This window comes from Actinomadura sp. ATCC 39365, assembly GCF_054392275.1.
The window spans coordinates 1,454,151-1,470,926 of the sequence record NZ_CP184335.1; the positions used below are offsets into that span (position 1 = coordinate 1,454,151).

The following is a 16,776-nucleotide window of genomic DNA, read 5'->3' on the forward strand; positions in this document are numbered from 1 at the left end:
TGCCCCCGGTCTCAGAGACATCTCAGGAATACATGAACGTTCAATGAGAATCGCGGATGGCCCGTCGTTTCCGGACAACTGTGACTTAAGGGATCATAGGGACGTGAGCGTACTCGCGGTCGTCTCCTCGGTGCTCGCCCTCGTCCTGAACGGGCTGATGGCGGGCGTGTTCTTCGCCTTCTCCACCTCGGTCATGCCTGGCCTCGACGCCGTGGGGGAGGAGGGCGCGGCGGCCGCCATGCGCAGCATGAACAAGAAGATCCTGAACCCGGCGTTCCTGTCGACGTTCATGCTCGCGCCCGTGGCCTCGCTGCTCGCCGGCGTGTTCCTGCTGATCGGCGGGGACGGCGGGCCGGCGACGCTCGCGTTCGCGGCGGCCGTCGTCTACTTCCTGGGCTCGATCGCCGTCACGGCCGCGATCAACGTGCCGATGAACAACGCCCTGGAGGCGGGCGAGCTGGCCTGGCGGGCTTACGCGCCGCGCTGGACCCGGTGGAACACCCTGCGCGGCTGGGCCTCGGCGCTGGCCGTGGCGCTGCTGGGCGTCGCCCTGTGCGTCTGGGTCTGACCCGGCCGGATGCATCCCGATGGACGAGCACCGGGATGCGCATCCGCGCGACGGGATCACATGTTGATCATGTGGCCCGCGAGGCCGTGGATCGCCTCCTTGACCGCTTCGCCGAGCGTGGGGTGCGCGTGCACGTTGCGCGCGACCTCGTGCACGGTCAGGTCCCACTGCTGGGCCAGCGTGAGCTCGGGCAGCAGCTCGGTGACCTCGGGGCCGATCAGGTGGGCGCCGAGCAGCTCGCCGTGGGTGTTGTCGCTGATGATCTTGACGAACCCGGCGGTGTCGCCCAGGCCGTGGGCCTTGCCGTTGGCCGTGAAGGGGAACTTGGCCACCTTGACGTCGTAGCCCAGGTCGCGGGCCTGCGCCTCGGTGTAGCCGAAGCTTGCCACCTGCGGCTGGCAGTACGTGGCCCGCGGGATCATCACGTAGTCGAGCTCCATGGTCTCGGCGTCGCCGATGGTCTCGGCGGCGATGATGCCCATCGACTCGGCGGCGTGGGCCAGCATGAGCTTGGCGGTGACGTCGCCGATGGCGAAGATGTGGGGCACGTTCGTGCGGCAGCGGCCGTCGACGGCGATCGCGCCGCGCTCGGTGAGCTGCACGCCGGTCTTCTCCAGGCCGTAGCCGTCGACGCGCGGCTGGAAGCCGATGGCCTGCATGACCTTGTCGGCCTCGAGCACCTGGGTCTGGCCGTCGCGGGTGACGGTGACCTTGACCGAGCCGCCGGTGTCCTCGATGCCGTCGACGCGGGTCGAGGTCAGCACCTCGATGCCGAGCCGCTTGTAGCGCTTGGCCAGCTCGGCGGAGACCTCTTCGTCCTCCAGCGGCACGACCCGGTCGAGGAACTCCACGATCGTCACCTTGACGCCGTAGTTGTGCAGCACGTACGCGAACTCCACGCCGATCGCGCCCGCGCCCGCGATGATGATGCTGCGCGGCAGGTTCTCGGTGAGGATCTGCTCCTCGTACGTCACCACCCGCTCCGACAACTGCGTGCCCGGGATCAGCCTGGTGGTGGCACCGGCCGCGATGATGCAGTGGTCGAACGTGATCGTCTCATCGTTGACCTGCAGGGTGTTGGCGTCGAGGAAGGTGCCGCGCCCGTCGTACTCGGTGATGGCGTTCTTCTTCATCAGGTAGTGAACGCCCTTGACCCGGCCGTCGGCCACCTTGCGGCTGCGCTGGAAGGCCGCGCCGTAGTCGAAGCTCACCTCGCCGCTGATGCCGAACGTCTTGGCCTCGTTGTGGAAGATGTGGGCCAGCTCGGCGTTGCGCAGCAGCGCCTTGGACGGGATGCAGCCCACGTTCAGGCAGACGCCACCCCAGTACTTCTCCTCGACGACCGCGGTACGCAGCCCGAGCTGGGCGGCGCGGACGGCGGCCGTGTATCCTCCCGGACCCGCGCCGAGAACGACGACGTCATAGTGAGTGCTCATGACTCGGACCATACCGCCCGCCCCAGTCCACCCTTGACGCTAGACCTCCACCTTGTACGACAGCGTCAGTTCGTCGGCCGGAACGCCCCGGATCCCCCAGTTCACCTTGGGCATCTCGATGATCGTGATCTCCACGTCCTCAGGGTCGTATCCCGACTTTTCATAGATCGACCGGATCAGCGCGCGCTTGGCGTCGTCGCTGCGTCCCGTGAAGCACACGACCTCGATGATCAGGTAGTTCGAGCTGCGCCCGGGGCAGACGAAGTCGTCGGCGTCCAGCAGCAGGAACCGGTGGAACCGCTTCTCCTCGGGCACGCCCCACGCGCTCACCAGGCATGACTGCAGCAGATCGGAGATCTCCCGCTGCCGTCCGCCCCACACGTCACGACGCCCGTAAACCTTCACCTGTGCCATGTCGGCAATATAGAGGGCGTGATCCGCGTACTTCTTGCCGACGACGAGGCCATGATCCGGGCCGGGGTCAAGGCGATCCTCGACTCCGACCCGTCCCTGGAGGTGGTCGCCGAGGCCGGCGACGGCAGACAGGCCGTCGACCTGGCCATCGGCCACCGTCCCGACGTCGCGCTGCTCGACATCCGCATGCCGCGCCTCGACGGCCTGGCCGCCGCAGCCGAGCTGCGCCGCGTCGCGCCCGCCACGGCCGTGGTGATGTTGACCACGTTCGGCGAGGACGACTACATCGCCAGGGCGCTGGAGGTGGGGGCCGCCGGGTTCCTGCTCAAGTCCGGCGACCCGCGCGAGCTGATCGCCGGGATCCACGCGGTCGCCGACGGCGCGGCGTACCTGTCGCCCAAGGTGGCCCAGCGCGTGATCGCCCAGCTCGCCGGCGGCCGGATGGCCCGCGAGGCCGAGGCCCGTGACCGCGTCGGCGTGCTCACCGACCGCGAGCGGGAGGTCCTCGCCCTGCTCGGCGCGGGCCTGTCGAACGCGGAGATCGCCAGGCGGATGCACATCGTGGAGGGCACGGTGAAGGCGTACGTGAGCACGATCCTGACCCGGCTCGACGTGCGCAACCGCGTCCAGGCCGCGATCATCGCCCACGAGGCGGGATTGGTAGCCTGACCCGTGATGTATCGCCTCGTGTTCACGCAGGTCTTGCGGCGTTTCGACGCCGAGGCCGTGCACCGTCTCACCGTTACGGGCCTGGCCGTGCTCGCCCGGCTGCCCCTGCTCAAGCGGCTGCTCCACCGAGCGTTCGCCCCGCACGACCCGGTCCTGCGGGTGACCGCGTTCGGCGTGCACTTCCCCGGCCCGTTCGGGCTGGCCGCCGGGTTCGACAAGGACGCGGCCTGCGCCGAGGCGATCGCCGCGCTCGGCTTCGGCCACGTCGAGGTCGGCACCATCACCGCGCACGCCCAGCCCGGCAACCCGCGACCGCGCCTGTTCCGGCTGGTGGGGCAGCGGGCGGTGATCAACCGGATGGGCTTCAACAACTCCGGGGCCCGCGCCGCCGCCCGGCGGCTGCGCCGTACGCGCGGGGTGCCGGTCGTGGTCGGGGTGAACATCGGCAAGACCAAGGTGGTGCCGGAGTCCGAGGCGGTGGCCGACTACGTGGCCGGCGCCAGGGAGCTGGCCCCGCTGGCCGACTACCTGGTGGTCAACGTCAGCTCGCCCAACACGCCCGGCCTGCGCAACCTCCAGGCGGTCGAGCTGCTGCGCCCGCTGCTGACCGCGGTCAAGGAGGTCGCCGACGCGACGCCGCGCCGTACGCCGCTGCTGGTGAAGATCGCCCCCGACCTGGCCGACGAAGACGTCGACGCGGTCGCCGACCTGGCCGTGGAGCTGGGCCTCGACGGCATCATCGCGACCAACACCACCATCAGGCACGGCGGCGAGACCGGCGGCCTGTCCGGGCGTCCGCTCAAGGGCCGTTCGCTGGAGGTGCTGCGCCGGCTGCGCGCCAAGGTCGGCGACCGCCTCACGCTGGTCTCCGTGGGCGGCGTCGAGGACGTCGACGACGTCTGGGAGCGCCTGCTGGCGGGGGCCACCCTGGTCCAGGGGTACACCGGCTGGATCTACGGCGGACCGCTGTGGGCCGCCCGCATCCACCGGCAGCTCGCCCGCCGGGTGCGCCGCCACGGCCTGTCCTCCGTCACCGAGGCGATCGGCCGCACCGCCTAGGGCTCCCCCCTATCGTGGAATCGTGATCAATGCCGAGGTGAAGCTCACCGACGACGTCGTCATGCGCGCCGTCGCCAGGTCCGACGCACAGGCGCTGGCCGACGCCTACCGCCGCAACCGCGACTTCCTGCGCCCCTGGGAGCCCCGCAGACCGGCCGACTTCTTCACCCCCGCGGGCCAGGCCGCACGCCTCGAACGACTGGCCGAGGACCGTGCGGCCGGCTTCGTGATGCCGTGGGTGCTCACGGACGGCGACCGCGTCGTGGGCAGGATGAACCTGAACAGCATCATCCGGGGCGCCGCCCAGAGCGCGTCACTGGGCTACTGGGTGGACGCCGCGTACAACGGGCGGGGGCTGGCCACCAAGGCGGTGCTGGCGGCGTGCCGGGCCGCCGACGAGGACCTGAGCCTGCACCGGGTGGAGGCCGGCACGCTCCTGCACAACAAGGCCTCACAGGCGGTCCTGCGCAAGGCCGGTTTCGAGCGGTACGGCATGGCCCCCCGCGCCGTCAGCATCGACGGCGAGTGGCAGGACCACGTGCTGTTCCAGCGCATACTCAACGACCGCCCCGCGCCCATGTGACCGCCGGTCAGACGCTCGGCCTGGTCGACTCCGCGTCGTGCGTCATGGCGTCGATGCGCTCCATCACCTCGTTCACCCGCACGCCGCTCGGCCGGTGCGGACGCCGCCGCTGCCACGGGTGCGGGCCCGCCGTCGGCCGGTACTCCACGCCGATCGCGTCGAGCCGCCGCAGGTGCTCCTCCAGCCGCCCGGCGAACCCCTCGCCGCCCGAACCGGCCCAGGCCACCTCCGCCAGCGCACACGACCGCGGCCAGAGCCGGTAGTCGACGGTCCGGGGGTCGGGCACGCGCTCGGTCCAGAGCTGGGCCTGCACGCCCATGACGCGCGCCCGCTCCTCGTCCGTCCAGTCGGCGGGGGCCGGGTCGAACGCGGCCACGTCGGCCACCGTGGTGGTGTCGCCGATGGCCATCGGCTCGTCGGCGGAGGCCGCCTCGGCGTAGTCGAAGTAGAGCGGGAACACCGGAGTGGCGACCACGTCGTGGCCCGCCGCGGCGGCGCGCCGCCCGACGCCCATGCCACGCCACGGCATGACCACGGTGTCCTGGCGCAGCCCGCCGCTGACGAACGCCTCGTCCCACACCACGGCCCGCGCGCCGCGCTCGGCGAGGGCGTCGGCCAGCTCGCGCAGGAACCACGCCTGCAGGTCGGGCACCGTGGACAGCCCCAGCGACTCGCGGTAGGCGGTGATCTGCGCCGACTGCGCCCAGTGGTCGAGCACGACCTCGTCGCCGCCGATGTGGAAGAAGGGCACCTCGCCCAGCGCGCCGATGATCTCGTCGAAGATCGTGATCAGGAACTCGACGGTCGGCGGCAGCGGCGACAGGATCGCCGGCGAGATGCCCCACCGGTCGAGCACGTCGTAGGGCTCGCCGGTGGCGCCGAGCGCCGGGTAGGCGGCCAGGATCGCCGAGGCGTGCCCCGGCACGTCGATCTCGGGCACCACCGTGACGAACCTGGACCGCGCGTACGCGCCGATCTCGGCCAGGTCCTCCAGCGTGTAGTAGCCGCCGTGCGGGATGTCGTCGTACGCCTCCGGCTCGCGGTAGTAGTTGGTGGCCGTGCGCGGCCGGTGCGAGGACACCTCGTGGAGCAGCGGGTACGCCCGGCTCTCCACCCGCCAGCCCTGGTCGTCGACCAAGTGGAGGTGCAGCCGGTTCAGCTTGTGCACGGCCATCAGGTCGATCAGCCGGAGCACCTCCCGCTTGGGGGAGAAATGCCGGGCCACGTCGAGGTGCAGCCCCCGCCAGGCGAACCGCGGCGCGTCCTCGATGCGCACCCCGGGCACGGGCCACGACGCGCCGGCGGCGAACCGGTAGGAGGCTTCCGGCAGCAACTGGTGCAACGACTGCGCGGCGTAGAACGCGCCCGCCGCCCCGCCGGCGACGATCTCGACCCCACGCGACCCGGTGGTCAGCCGGTAGGCCTCCTCGCCGAGCGCGGGATCCTGGCGTACCTCGATCTCGCCCGAGTCTCCCGGGCGCAGGTCGAGAAGGGGCAGCGCGCGACGTACCGCGTCCGCGTACGGACCGGCGACGGTCGCGCCCGAGGTCAGCTCGAAGGAGCCGGAAAGATCACTGAGCAGCTCTGGGCGAGGAATCATGCTTCGAGATAGTGCTGCATCCCGTTCGCGAGTGCCAAGGCGATCCGCTGCCTGAACTTCGGATCCTGGAACTTGGCCGCGTCGGCCGCGTTGCGCATGTTGCCGCACTCGACGAAGATCTTCGGCACCGTCGAGAGGTTGAGGCCGCCGAGGTCGTTGCGGAAGCTGAGCGCCTTGCTGCCGACGTAGGTGGAGTAGGGCAGGCCCGTGCCCTTGGCGAAGGCGTCGCGTACGGCCAGCCCCAGCTCGGTGGAGGGCGCCACGACCTTGTCCACCGGGCCGTTGATCTTCTTCGGGATGATCACGTGGAACCCGTGGCCCGCCGGGGCGGCGCCGTCGGCGTGCACCGAGATCGCGGCGTCGGCCCTCGCCTTGTTGCCGATCGCGGCCCGCTGGGTGATGCACGGCCCGACGCTCTCGTTGTCGGACCTGGTCAGCTTGACGGTGGCGCCGCGGCCTTTGAGGATCTTGGCCATGCGGTTGGAGACGTCCCAGGTGAAGGCGGCCTCGCTGTAGCCGTTGTTGGTGGCGGTGCCGGTCGTGTCGCAGGCCTTCCACTGCGTCAGCACGTTGACCTTGCGGTTGATGGCCTTCGGGTTGCGGTAGTTGCCGCCGTTGTGCCCGGGGTCGATGACGATGACCTTGCCGGCGAGGGGTTTGGCGCCGGGCGGCGCCTGCTGCGCCGTGGCCGTCTCCGTCGGCCCGTCCTGGACGGACGCCTTGTCGGGCCCCTGCGCGGTGGAGTGGGCCTGACCTGCCGCGGCGCCACCAGGCTCGGTGCCGCCGCACGCGGAGGCGATCAGGCCGCAGACGGCGAGGACGGTGGCTGGTAGAGCACGCATGAGCTCCAACTTACGTGAAGCCACGCGATCAGGCCCGTATCAACAGCAATCCTGCGAGTCGGCCCGCGATCCCACCGAAGTGCCGGATCGGGACCGCTGCGACGGTCCGCCTGGCGGTTGCGCCGTCCGCTTCACCACACGTGCTCGCCAACCTCCTGCCGTTCGAGCAGGGCGGCCAGCTCCCGCGCGTCCTCGGCGTCGAGGCCGAGGACGACGCGGGGGCGGCCCCACGGATGGTCGAGGGAATGCGCCACGTAGCTGGCGACGGACTCGGCGCCGACGTCGGTGCCCCGCCCCCTGCCCGCGCGCCAGTGCCCCCAGGCGCGTTCGAGCTCGGCCGCCGCGCGCTGGGCGCAGGACACCAGTTCTGGATCACGCATGACTGTCCCCCGGATCAGATCGTGACCGAACCAGATTCGGCCACAATTAGCATGACCCTGACGAGTAAACCGCCGTCCGGCGACGCTGCCGTACGGCTTGACCCAGGCTTTGGGCGGGCTTGCTGACGAGAGACCTGCGCATTGGCCCGCCGTGCCATTGCGGTGCCCGGTAAAGGCCCGCAACGGCAGCGCAACCGGCACATATCCCTCAGGCGGGTCCCGTGCTGCGGCGCACGATCAGCTCGGGTTGGATCTCGCGCAGCCGGGCGCCCTTGGCCGGCTCGCCTATCCTGTCGCTCAGCAGCGCGGCCGCCGACCTGCCCATGGCGCGGCGCGGCTGGTCGACCGAGGTGAGCGAGATGTGCCGTGAGGCCGACAGGTGGGTGTTGTCGTAGCCGACCACGGACAGGTCGTCCGGCACCCGCAGCCCCAGCTCGGCCGCGGCGGCCAGCACGCCGAGCGCCACCACGTCGTTGGCCGCGAACACGGCCGTCGGCCGCGGGTCGCGGGTCAGCAGGGCGATCGCCGCCGCCCGGCCGCCCTCCTCGGTCGCGTCCGCCGCCTCGACCATGATGTACGGGGCCAGCGAATGCCTGCGCATCGCCACGAGGTAGCCCTCGCAGCGCGAGGACCGGGGGCCCTCGATGTGCGCGATCCGCTTGTGCCCGAGGTTCACCAGGTGGTCGATGGCCAGCCGGGCGCCGAGTTGGTCGTCGTCGACCACGATGTCGACGCCGTCGAGCTCGATGTCACGTTCCCCTACGACGACGGTCGGGGTGTAGGCGGTGGCCTCGATCAGCGTCTCGCTGGTCGGCGCGATGCCTAAGAGCACCAGCCCGTCGACCCGGAGCTCCAGGAAGGCCTCGACGGCCTCGTCCTCGAACGCCGGGTCCCACTGGCTGTTCCCGATCAGCATGCGCAGCCCGTCGCCGTGCAGGCTCTCCTGCAGGCCGTCGAGGAACTCGGCGTAGAACGGGTTGTGCAGGTCGGCGACGAGCGCCCCGACCAGATGTGTACGTCCTTCCACCAGGCTGCGCGCGACGGCGTTCGGCCGGTAGCCGAGCTCGCGCGCCGCCTGGAGCACTGCCTGCCGCCGGTGCTCGCTCACGTGCGGGGATCCGCGCAGCACGAGTGAGACCAGCGACTTCGAGACGCCGGCTCGCTCGGCGACGTTGCGGATGGTGGGTCGTGGCCGAGGCAATGGGTCTACCTCGCGGAGCTCGGCGATGGTTGAAGTGTTGACGGGCGGTCCTGACATGTGTCTCCCCCGCGATGCGGATATGGGCACCTGTCTCACCAAACGATCGAGTAAGCCACAGGGTACGGCTTCGGGTTAGGGAAGCCTGATATTGACCCATTCGCCACACGTCCGCTATTGGGCACGTCGTCGGATACTGTGCAGGTGTGACACCCGGGAAGTCAGCCGAGACGGCACGCCCCGCACGCCGAAGGCTGAGCGTGGACCGCCGTCGCGAGGAGCTCATGGCGGCTGCGCTGGAGCTGTTCAGCACCCGTGACGCCGAGGACGTCTCGATCGACGACGTCGCCTCCGCGGCAGGCGCCTCGCGGGCGCTCGTCTACCACTACTTCGGCGGCAAGCAGGAGCTCTACGTGGCCGCGCTGAGGAGCGCGGCCGAGCAGCTGGAGTCGCGGTTGCGTCCGGCCGAGGGCGGCAGGCCGCTCGACGAGCTGGCCGCGGGCCTCGGGCGTTACTTCGACTTCGTCGAGGAGCACGCCGCCGGCTTCGCCGCGCTGCTGCGCGGAGGGCCCGCCAACCGGGCGGGCGAGGTGGGGGAGATCGTCGACGGCGTGCGCCGGAGGCTGTTCCGCCTCATCCAGAAGCAGATGCGTGTCGAGGATCCGAGCCCGGTGCTGCGCACCACGCTGCGCTCGTGGATCGCCTCCGTGGAGACGGCCGGTCTCGACTGGCTGGAGCACCGCGACGTCGAGCGGCCGATCCTGGAGAAGATGCTCGTCGACCACATGGTGGCCCTGCTGGGCGTGGCCGCCGCCTACGACGGCGAGGTCGGCGAGCTGCTCGACGTGCTCACCGGCGAGCAGCTGGCGTAGCGGGGGAAGAGTGGCGCCGGGCGGGCGACGCCAACTTCCCCGTAGGACGTCACGTCGGTGGACCGGGCAAGCGTACCTGGTCCACCCTCAACCCCCCTGAGGTTCGTGACGACCCTTGCGACTACTCGGAACGCTGCTGCGGAATGCCCGCCAGCAGTGCGCGAACCTCGGTCTCCCGGTAACGCCGATGACCGCCGAGGGTACGAATCGACGTCAACTTGCCCGCCTTGGCCCACCGCGTAACGGTCTTGGGGTCGACCCTGAACATGGTCGCGACCTCAGCGGGCGTGAGCAGCGGCTCGGCCTCGGGTGTACGAGCTGACATTTGTGCGGCCTCTCCTCCGTGTGGACCGGCTTAGCGATCCTGTGACTGCCTTTGCGCGTGTCACGGATGTCCCCCTATGGCGCAGAGCGTGCGGCTTTTCTGAGCCATATGCGGCATCACCCGATGTGACCATACCGCCACGCAGAGCGATTGGCGAGCCCTTCTTTGACCCAACTGCCCGCCCCCATGGCGATGTCACGCTCGGTGATTCTAGCGACACGGTTCGTGGTATCGCAGTGAAAACGGCAAACTACTCAGTTCGCAGAAGAGAGCAGCCGCGAGACGTGACCTACTCATGCAGGTCAGACGGTTGTTTTGGGGGTCAGTTGGCAGATTCCAGCTGTTGCATTGACTTCCACCGAAGGATGACGCGCTGGTACATGGCATAGGCAAGTTCTTCTTGACCCGTGTCCAGACCGGTCAAAGCGGCAGAAAGCTCAGCAACCGACTGGTCGGCCTGGAGGGCGTCGTCGTTCATCAGGTGGACCAGGCCGCCGTAGTCGAGCTCGACCAGCGAGTGCGGGTGGAACTCCTCCAGCCAGCGCGCGATGTCCTCCACGTCGAAGTTGGACGACGCGTCGCCGAGGTGCCGGCGCATCACGTTGAGGGCGCGGGCCGCGCGCCTCCTGGCCTGCGCCATGGAGGTGACGTAGATGAGGTTACGGCCCGTAGTGGTCGTCACGTCCTGTCCCGGGGTGGAGGAGCCGAGCACCAGCCAGCGCTCGTTCCCATCAAACGGCACGAACCACGATGGCGGCACATGCCACGCCGTGGTGCGAATGTGCGTACGCAAGGCGGACGAACCGGCCCGGCGCTTGAACCGGTCGAAGTCGTCGGCCGTCTGCTCGGCGATGGCCTTGGGCACGAGCCGGTCCATCAGCTTCACGGGAGTGGCGCCACGGAGCCTTGAGAAGGCCAGCCACGACCGCAGACGGGTCTGCCAGGGACATACGTACAAACGGTCCTCAACGCGCCGCAGATAGGCATTGGGGCTCTCCTGGGCGGGAACCGGCTGAGGGGGCATGCCGAGCAGGCGCATGACCGACTCGCTGTGCTCCGCGTTGAGCGCGTTCGCCCGGCGCGGACGGTCGCGTGAGTCGGCGTAGTCGGCCCACAGCTTGCGCTCGGACTCGGCGAACGCGGTCAGTGGCTCATAGACGCGGAGGTAGGCGGCATAGGGCAGCACGGAGGCATCGTGTCACGAAGAGCACCTGCGCGCACCGTTGGGCTTACTAGTCTGAGAGTGACCTCCGCCGCGAAGGAGCGGTGGACCGGACAGGGAGTCACTACCGTGACCGACGTCTTCGGCACGTCCCACAAGGACGTCCACGAGCAGGTCGTCTTCTGCGCCGACGAGCAGAGCGGCCTGCGTGCGATCATCGCCGTCCACAGCACGGCCCTCGGGCCCGCGCTCGGCGGCACCAGGTTCTATCCGTACGAGAACGAGCAGGCGGCCCTGGCCGACGTGCTCAATCTGGCCAAGGGCATGTCCTACAAGAACGCCCTGGCCGGCCTCGACCTCGGCGGGGGCAAGGCCGTCATCATCGGCGACCCGGCCAGGGTCAAGAGCGAGGCGCTGCTGCGCGCCTACGGCAGGTTCGTCGAGTCGCTCGGCGGGCGCTACATCACCGCCTGCGACGTCGGCACCTTCAGCGAGGACATGGACGTCGTCGCCCGCGAGTCCCGCCACGTCACCGGCCGTACCCTGGCCCACGGCGGCGCCGGCGACTCCTCCGTCCTGACCTCGTTCGGCGTCTTCCAGGGCATGCGCGCCTCGGCCGAACGGGTCTTCGGCACGCCGTCGCTGCACGGCAGGCGGGTAGGCGTCGAGGGGGTCGGGAAGGTGGGCCACCGCCTGGTCGACCTCCTGCGCGAGGACGGCGCCGAGGTCGTGATCTGCGACGTCGACCCGCGGGCCGTCGAGCGGGTGCGCCTGCGGCATCCGGAGGTCGAGGTGGTCGCCGACGCCCAGGCGCTCACCACGTCCGACATCGACGTCTTCGCGCCCTGCGCGCTGGGCGGCGCGCTCGACGACGCCACGGTGGCCGGTCTGCGGGCGAAGATCGTCTGCGGCGCGGCCAACAACCAGCTCGCGCATCCCGGCGTCGAGAAGCAGCTGGCCGACCGCGGGATCCTGTACGCGCCCGACTATGTGGTGAACTCCGGCGGCGTCATCCAGGTCGCCGACGAGATCGAGGGCTTCAGCATGGACCGGGCCAGGGCGAAGGCGGCCCAGATCTACGACACGACTCTGAAGATCTTCGGGATCGCGGCGGACGAGGGCGTTCCTCCGGCTGTGGCAGCGGATAGGCTAGCTGAGCGCAGAATGTCGGAAGTCGGGCGTATTAGGGCCATTTGGCTGGGCCACTGACGCCCCACGCCCATACGACGTACCGAGCTGGGCACAAAACAGGTACGGTAATAGGCGAACGATAGGCTGACGTCCAAAGTCAGGCGGCGTCAGTGTGTGGTGCGTTAGCGACGAGGGGTCGGGGACGACCCCACACGAGGGGGTCGAGCCAATGGGGCGCGGCCGAGCAAAGGCCAAGCAGGTCAAGGTTGCTCGCCAGCTGAAGTACAACAGCGGTGGCACGGATCTTGACCGTCTGCGCGACGAACTCGGGGTCAGCGACTCCGGCAACGACGACGCCGACGACCTCAACGATGAGCTGGCGGATCGCTATGCCGATTACGCCGATGACTACGGTTCCGGGGACGACGAAGACGGCCGTTCTTCCGGCCGCCGATAGCCGTTCTTCAGAGTGACGTGGCCGAGGGTCCGGCATGTGCCGGATCCTCGTTCATGAGCGTCGGGCCCCACGGGCAACCGTGGGGCTTTCGTCACGCTTGCGTGCGGTCGAGAAAGCCCGCGACCAGCGGTGCGATCTCGGGAAGCTTGTCCTCCAGCGCGAAGTGCCCGGTGTCGAGCACGTGCAGCTCGGCGTCCGGCAGGTCCCGCAGGTAGGCGTGCGCGCCCGGCTCCGGGAAGAAGGCGTCGTTGCGGCCCCACACGATCAGCGTGGGCGGCCGGTGGCGGCGCAGCCATGCCTGCCAGTCGGCGTAGAGCGCGAGGTTGGAGCGGTAGTCGAGCGCGAGCGCGAGCTGGGCTTCCCGGCGTCCGGGCAGGTCCAGGAAGTGCTGGTCGAGGGTCCATCCGTCGGGTGCGACGCCTGAGACGTCCGACGCGCCGCCCTCGTACTGGCCGCGCGTGACGGGCAGGGTGAACAGGTCGCCCAGGCTCTCCGCGGGCGCGTGGACGGTGGTGCGCGCCAGGTCCGACAGGCCCTCGTCGTAGGCGTTGGCGTTCTGGACGATCAGGCCGGCGATCCATTCGGGGTGCCTGGTGGCCAGGCGGAAGCCGACGGGGCCGCCGAAGTCGAAGGCGTACCAGACGAAGCGGTCGAGCCCGATCTTCTGCACGAAACCCTCGACCACGTCGGCCAGGCGGTCGAAGGAGTAGACGAAGTCGCCGGGGGCCTCGGTGTGGCCGAATCCGGGATAGTCCGGCGCGATCAGGCGGTAGCGGGTGCCCAGGGCGTCCATCAGGCGCCTGTACTGGTGGGAGGCCGAGGGGAAGCCGTGCAGCAGGAGCACGGGGATGCCGTCGCGCGGGCCCGCCTCCCGGTAGAACACCTGCACGCCTTCCACGTCCACGAAACCGTGGCGGATCTGTGGGATCTCCATGCCTAATGCCTTTCTCGCGCAATGATGCGTTAGTTATAGCGAGCAGGCTTCTAACGCGTCAAGGGGGAGATGTAGCATTAGGACTCATGGAGTTCCTGATCGGTGAGCCGCTCGCGCTGGACCTGGTGAACACCCGGGCCCAGGACTTCGACGTCCTCGACACGCCCGAGATGTTCGGGAAGTGGCTCGATCGTCAGGCGGGCCGGCTGACCTCGGTCCGGGGGCCGTTCACGGCGGACGACCTGGGCGTGCTCCAGGAGCTGCGGGCGCACGTGGAGGCCGCGGTCGACGCCGTGCGCCGGGGGGAGCGGCCGTCCGGCGAGGCGGTCGGGGCGCTCAACGACGCGATGCGCGCCGCGCCCGCGTACGGGCATCTCGACGTCACGGACGGCGGGCTCAGCAAGGGCGCGCGCAGGGACGGTGACCGGCTCGCCCGCCTGCTCACGCAGCTCGCCGAGGCCGCGGCCGACCTGCTCACGGATCCGGCGGCGAGCCGGATCCGGGCCTGCGAGGGGCCCCGGTGCCGCATGATCTTCCTGCCCGCCCACCCCCGGCGGCGCTGGTGCTCACCGGAGCTGTGCGGCAACCGGGTGCGCGTCGCCCGCCACTACCAGCGGCACAAGCCTGTTTGAACGGGGGCCGGGCCGAGCCGGCCCCCTTCGGATCAGCGGTAGCGAGCCTGGCCCGAGCCCTGGACGATCTCGCCCAGCACCCACGCGTCGAGACCGCGCTCGGCGAGCAGCCGGATCGCCTCGTCGGCCGAGCCGGGCGCCACCACGGCCGCCATGCCCACGCCGAGGTTGAACGTACGGTCCATGTCCTGCTGGGCGATCCGCCCGTGCCCGGCCAGCACGCCGAAGATCGCCGGCGGGGTCCAGGACGACCGGTCGAGCAGCGCGTCGAGGTGGCCCGGCAGCGACCGCGACAGGTTGGCCTCCAGGCCGCCGCCCGTGATGTGCGCGAAGGCGTGCACCTCGGTCGTGCGGGCCAGGTGGAGGCAGTCGAGCGAGTAGACGCGGGTCGGCTCCAGCAGCTCCTCGCCCAGCGGACGGCCCAGCTCGGGCAGCACCGCGTCGAGCGACAGCGACGCCTCGCGCAGCACGTGCCGCACCAGCGAGTAGCCGTTGGAGTGGATGCCGGAGGAGGCCAGCGCGAGGACCACGTCGCCCTCGCGGACCCGGTCGGGGCCCAGCATGGCGTCGGCCTCGACCACGCCGGTGCCGGCTCCGGCCAGGTCGTACTCGTCGGGGCCCATGGCGCCGGGGTGCTCGGCGGTCTCGCCGCCGACCAGCGCCGCGCCGGCCAGCCGGCAGCCCTCGGCCACGCCGCCGACGATCTCGGCGACGCGCTCGGGCACGACCTTGCCGACGGCGATGTAGTCGGTCATGAACAGCGGCTCGGCGCCGCAGACCACGAGGTCGTCGAGGACCATGCCGACCAGGTCGATGCCGATCGTGTCGTGCTTGCCGTAGCGCTGGGCGATCATGACCTTCGTGCCCACGCCGTCGGTGGAGGAGGCGAGCAGCGGACGCCGGTAACGCAGCAGCGCCGAGGCGTCGAAGAGCCCGGCGAAGCCGCTGGCGTCGTCGACCACCTCCGGCCGGCGGGCCCGCGCCACCTTGTCCTTCATCAGGGTGACGGCGCGCTCGCCCGCCTCGATGTCGACGCCGGCGGCCTCGTAGGTACTCACGCTTTGCTCTCCAACACGAACTTGCCCACGTTGTCCTGGTCGATGGGGATCGGGTACGAGCCGTCGAAGCAGGCCCGGCAGAGCCGCTCGGCGGGGATGGTGGTGGCCTTGGTCAGGCCCTCCAGGGAGATGTACCCCAGCGAGTCGGCGCCCAGCGAGGCCCGGATCTCCTCGACCGACAGCGAACCGGCGATCAGCTCGGCGCGCGTCGCGAAGTCGATGCCGTAGAAGCACGGCCAGGCCACGGGCGGCGAGGAGATGCGGACGTGCACCTCGCGCGCCCCCGCCTCGCGCAGCATCTTCACGATGGCGCGCTGGGTGTTGCCGCGCACGATCGAGTCGTCGACGACCACCAGGCGCTTGCCCGCGACGACCTCGCGCAGCGGGTTGAGCTTGAGCCGGATGCCGAGCTGGCGGATGGTCTGCGAGGGCTGGATGAACGTGCGGCCCACGTAGGAGTTCTTCACCAGGCCCTGGCCGTAGGGGATGCCGCTCTCCTCGGCGTAGCCGACGGCGGCCGGGGTGCCGGACTCGGGCGTGGGGATGACCAGGTCGGCCTCGACCGGGTGCTCGCGGGCCAGCACGCGGCCGACCTCGACCCGGGTGACCTGCACGCCGCGGCCCGCGATCGTGGTGTCGGGACGGGCGAGGTAGACGTACTCGAACAGGCAGCCCTTGGGGTCGGGCAGGGCGAAGCGGCGGGACCGGACGCCGTCCTCGTCGATGGTGAGCAGCTCGCCGGGCTCGATCTCGCGGACGAACGTGGCGCCCACGATGTCGAGGGCCGCCGTCTCCGAGGCCACCACCCAGCCGCGCTCCAGGCGGCCCAGGACCAGCGGGCGGATGCCCTGCGGGTCGCGGGCCGCGTAGAGCGTCTTCTCGTCCATGAACACCAGCGAGTACGCGCCCTTGACCTGCGGCAGCAGCTCGGCCGCAGAGTCTTCGATGGAACGCGTGCGATCCTGGGCGAGCAGCGAGGCGAGGACCTCGGTGTCGGTGGTCGCCCGGGTGGAGCCGGGAGCCAGGCGCTCGGCCAGCTCCGGCGTGTTGATCAGGTTGCCGTTGTGGGCGAGCGCGAGCCCGCCGACCTCGGTGGAGCTGAGGGTCGGCTGCGCGTTCTCCCACACGCTCGAACCCGTGGTGGAGTATCGGCAGTGGCCGATGGCCAGGTGGCCGCGGAGGGTGCCCAGCACCGACTCGTCGAAGACCTGGGCCACCAGGCCCATGTCCTTGTAGACGAGGATGCGGCTGCCCTCGCTGACCGCGATGCCCGCGGACTCCTGGCCGCGGTGCTGCAACGCGTACAGCCCGTAGTAGGTGAGTTTGGAAACTTCCTCGCCTGGTGCCCAGACGCCGAAGACACCACAAGCGTCTTTGGGTGCGCGGTCGTGGGGGTCCAGGTCATGGCCGAGCCGGCCGTCGCCCTTCAGCACATGCCTCAGTTTAGGTTGCGGGT

Annotated in this window: 19 protein-coding genes; 8 read left to right on the top strand and 11 right to left on the bottom strand. The window is 70.2% G+C overall.

Annotated features, from left to right (window positions below; genetic code table 11):
- Positions 1-103: 103 nt before the first annotated feature.
- Positions 104-568, top strand: a complete 465-nt coding sequence (locus ACNF49_RS07500) for an anthrone oxygenase family protein (protein ID WP_482943221.1) — start codon at positions 104-106, stop codon at positions 566-568.
- Positions 569-624: 56 nt separating this feature from the next.
- Here the strand turns inward: ACNF49_RS07500 and lpdA are convergent, their stop codons facing one another.
- Positions 625-2,004 carry a dihydrolipoyl dehydrogenase gene (lpdA, locus tag ACNF49_RS07505; protein WP_357708034.1) on the bottom strand — a complete coding sequence of 460 codons (1,380 nt, stop codon included), beginning with the start codon at positions 2,002-2,004 and terminating at the stop codon, positions 625-627.
- A 39-nt stretch (positions 2,005-2,043) separates the two neighbouring features.
- On the bottom strand, positions 2,044-2,418 hold the full coding sequence (locus ACNF49_RS07510; protein WP_482943222.1) for a tautomerase family protein: 375 nt from the start codon (positions 2,416-2,418) through the stop codon (positions 2,044-2,046).
- Between the two features lie 18 nt (positions 2,419-2,436).
- On the opposite strand from ACNF49_RS07510, the gene ACNF49_RS07515 reads away from it, so the two are divergent.
- The 3 genes from ACNF49_RS07515 to ACNF49_RS07525 are packed head-to-tail and all read left to right on the top strand — an operon-like array spanning position 2,437 to position 4,729.
- Positions 2,437-3,087, top strand: a complete 651-nt coding sequence (locus tag ACNF49_RS07515; protein WP_482943223.1) for a response regulator — start codon at positions 2,437-2,439, stop codon at positions 3,085-3,087.
- Positions 3,088-3,093: 6 nt separating this feature from the next.
- Positions 3,094-4,146, top strand: coding sequence for a quinone-dependent dihydroorotate dehydrogenase (locus ACNF49_RS07520; RefSeq protein ID WP_358010453.1), 1,053 nt, complete (start codon positions 3,094-3,096; stop codon positions 4,144-4,146).
- Positions 4,147-4,168: 22 nt separating this feature from the next.
- On the top strand, positions 4,169-4,729 hold the full coding sequence (locus ACNF49_RS07525) for a GNAT family N-acetyltransferase (protein WP_357986909.1): 561 nt from the start codon (positions 4,169-4,171) through the stop codon (positions 4,727-4,729).
- 7 nt (positions 4,730-4,736) lie between these two features.
- Here ACNF49_RS07525 and ACNF49_RS07530 read toward each other — a convergent pair whose 3' ends face one another.
- The 4 genes from ACNF49_RS07530 to ACNF49_RS07545 all read right to left on the bottom strand — a co-directional run bounded on the left by ACNF49_RS07530 (position 4,737) and on the right by ACNF49_RS07545 (position 8,752).
- Positions 4,737-6,329 carry a beta-N-acetylhexosaminidase gene (locus tag ACNF49_RS07530; RefSeq protein ID WP_482943224.1) on the bottom strand — a complete coding sequence of 531 codons (1,593 nt, stop codon included), beginning with the start codon at positions 6,327-6,329 and terminating at the stop codon, positions 4,737-4,739.
- On the bottom strand, positions 6,326-7,171 hold the full coding sequence (locus tag ACNF49_RS07535) for an N-acetylmuramoyl-L-alanine amidase (protein WP_482943225.1): 846 nt from the start codon (positions 7,169-7,171) through the stop codon (positions 6,326-6,328). Before ACNF49_RS07535 ends, ACNF49_RS07530 begins: the two co-directional genes overlap by 4 nt.
- Positions 7,172-7,302: 131 nt before the next feature.
- Positions 7,303-7,551, bottom strand: coding sequence for a hypothetical protein (locus ACNF49_RS07540; protein WP_125645653.1), 249 nt, complete (start codon positions 7,549-7,551; stop codon positions 7,303-7,305).
- Between the two features lie 208 nt (positions 7,552-7,759).
- Positions 7,760-8,752 carry a LacI family DNA-binding transcriptional regulator gene (locus tag ACNF49_RS07545; protein ID WP_357986900.1) on the bottom strand — a complete coding sequence of 331 codons (993 nt, stop codon included), beginning with the start codon at positions 8,750-8,752 and terminating at the stop codon, positions 7,760-7,762.
- Between the two features lie 281 nt (positions 8,753-9,033).
- Between ACNF49_RS07545 and ACNF49_RS07550 the strand changes: the two genes are divergently transcribed.
- Positions 9,034-9,621 carry a TetR/AcrR family transcriptional regulator gene (locus tag ACNF49_RS07550; RefSeq protein ID WP_357986897.1) on the top strand — a complete coding sequence of 196 codons (588 nt, stop codon included), beginning with the start codon at positions 9,034-9,036 and terminating at the stop codon, positions 9,619-9,621.
- A 121-nt stretch (positions 9,622-9,742) separates the two neighbouring features.
- Here the strand turns inward: ACNF49_RS07550 and bldC are convergent, their stop codons facing one another.
- Positions 9,743-9,946, bottom strand: a complete 204-nt coding sequence (gene bldC / locus ACNF49_RS07555; RefSeq protein WP_013133571.1) for a developmental transcriptional regulator BldC — start codon at positions 9,944-9,946, stop codon at positions 9,743-9,745.
- A 322-nt stretch (positions 9,947-10,268) separates the two neighbouring features.
- Positions 10,269-11,132, bottom strand: a complete 864-nt coding sequence (locus ACNF49_RS07560) for a DUF8083 family protein (RefSeq protein ID WP_352320456.1) — start codon at positions 11,130-11,132, stop codon at positions 10,269-10,271.
- Between the two features lie 105 nt (positions 11,133-11,237).
- Between ACNF49_RS07560 and ACNF49_RS07565 the strand changes: the two genes are divergently transcribed.
- Together ACNF49_RS07565 and ACNF49_RS07570 are read left to right on the top strand one after the other, a co-directional pair.
- Positions 11,238-12,317, top strand: a complete 1,080-nt coding sequence (locus tag ACNF49_RS07565; RefSeq protein ID WP_357986892.1) for a Leu/Phe/Val dehydrogenase — start codon at positions 11,238-11,240, stop codon at positions 12,315-12,317.
- Positions 12,318-12,468: 151 nt separating this feature from the next.
- Positions 12,469-12,696, top strand: coding sequence for a DUF3073 domain-containing protein (locus ACNF49_RS07570; RefSeq protein ID WP_357986890.1), 228 nt, complete (start codon positions 12,469-12,471; stop codon positions 12,694-12,696).
- A gap of 91 nt (positions 12,697-12,787) precedes the next feature.
- On the opposite strand, the gene ACNF49_RS07575 is transcribed toward ACNF49_RS07570, so the two are convergent.
- Entirely contained in the window at positions 12,788-13,630 is an 843-nt protein-coding gene (locus ACNF49_RS07575; RefSeq protein ID WP_357986887.1) for an alpha/beta fold hydrolase, read from the bottom strand.
- Between the two features lie 86 nt (positions 13,631-13,716).
- On the opposite strand from ACNF49_RS07575, the gene ACNF49_RS07580 reads away from it, so the two are divergent.
- Positions 13,717-14,262: a CGNR zinc finger domain-containing protein gene (locus tag ACNF49_RS07580; protein ID WP_482943226.1), complete on the top strand. Its 546-nt coding sequence runs from the start codon at positions 13,717-13,719 to the stop codon at positions 14,260-14,262.
- 32 nt (positions 14,263-14,294) lie between these two features.
- Here ACNF49_RS07580 and purM read toward each other — a convergent pair whose 3' ends face one another.
- Both purM and purF read right to left on the bottom strand, forming a co-directional pair.
- On the bottom strand, positions 14,295-15,320 hold the full coding sequence (gene purM, locus ACNF49_RS07585) for a phosphoribosylformylglycinamidine cyclo-ligase (RefSeq protein ID WP_357986881.1): 1,026 nt from the start codon (positions 15,318-15,320) through the stop codon (positions 14,295-14,297).
- A complete protein-coding gene (gene purF, locus ACNF49_RS07590) occupies positions 15,317-16,753 on the bottom strand; it encodes an amidophosphoribosyltransferase (protein WP_352361025.1) in 1,437 nt (478 codons plus the stop codon). The genes purM and purF overlap by 4 nt, the downstream gene beginning before the upstream one ends.
- Positions 16,754-16,776: the final 23 nt, after the last annotated feature.

Coding starts and splice junctions, on each gene's coding strand:
- ACNF49_RS07510 (WP_482943222.1), bottom strand. CDS start 2,418: ATGGCACAGGTGAAGGTTTACGGGCGTCGTGACGTGTGGGGCGGACGG.
- lpdA (WP_357708034.1), bottom strand. CDS start 2,004: ATGAGCACTCACTATGACGTCGTCGTTCTCGGCGCGGGTCCGGGAGGA.
- ACNF49_RS07550 (WP_357986897.1), top strand. CDS start 9,034: ATGGCGGCTGCGCTGGAGCTGTTCAGCACCCGTGACGCCGAGGACGTC.
- ACNF49_RS07535 (WP_482943225.1), bottom strand. CDS start 7,171: ATGCGTGCTCTACCAGCCACCGTCCTCGCCGTCTGCGGCCTGATCGCC.
- ACNF49_RS07530 (WP_482943224.1), bottom strand. CDS start 6,329: ATGATTCCTCGCCCAGAGCTGCTCAGTGATCTTTCCGGCTCCTTCGAG.
- ACNF49_RS07580 (WP_482943226.1), top strand. CDS start 13,717: ATGGAGTTCCTGATCGGTGAGCCGCTCGCGCTGGACCTGGTGAACACC.
- ACNF49_RS07570 (WP_357986890.1), top strand. CDS start 12,469: ATGGGGCGCGGCCGAGCAAAGGCCAAGCAGGTCAAGGTTGCTCGCCAG.
- bldC (WP_013133571.1), bottom strand. CDS start 9,946: ATGTCAGCTCGTACACCCGAGGCCGAGCCGCTGCTCACGCCCGCTGAG.
- ACNF49_RS07520 (WP_358010453.1), top strand. CDS start 3,094: ATGTATCGCCTCGTGTTCACGCAGGTCTTGCGGCGTTTCGACGCCGAG.
- ACNF49_RS07540 (WP_125645653.1), bottom strand. CDS start 7,551: ATGCGTGATCCAGAACTGGTGTCCTGCGCCCAGCGCGCGGCGGCCGAG.
- ACNF49_RS07575 (WP_357986887.1), bottom strand. CDS start 13,630: ATGGAGATCCCACAGATCCGCCACGGTTTCGTGGACGTGGAAGGCGTG.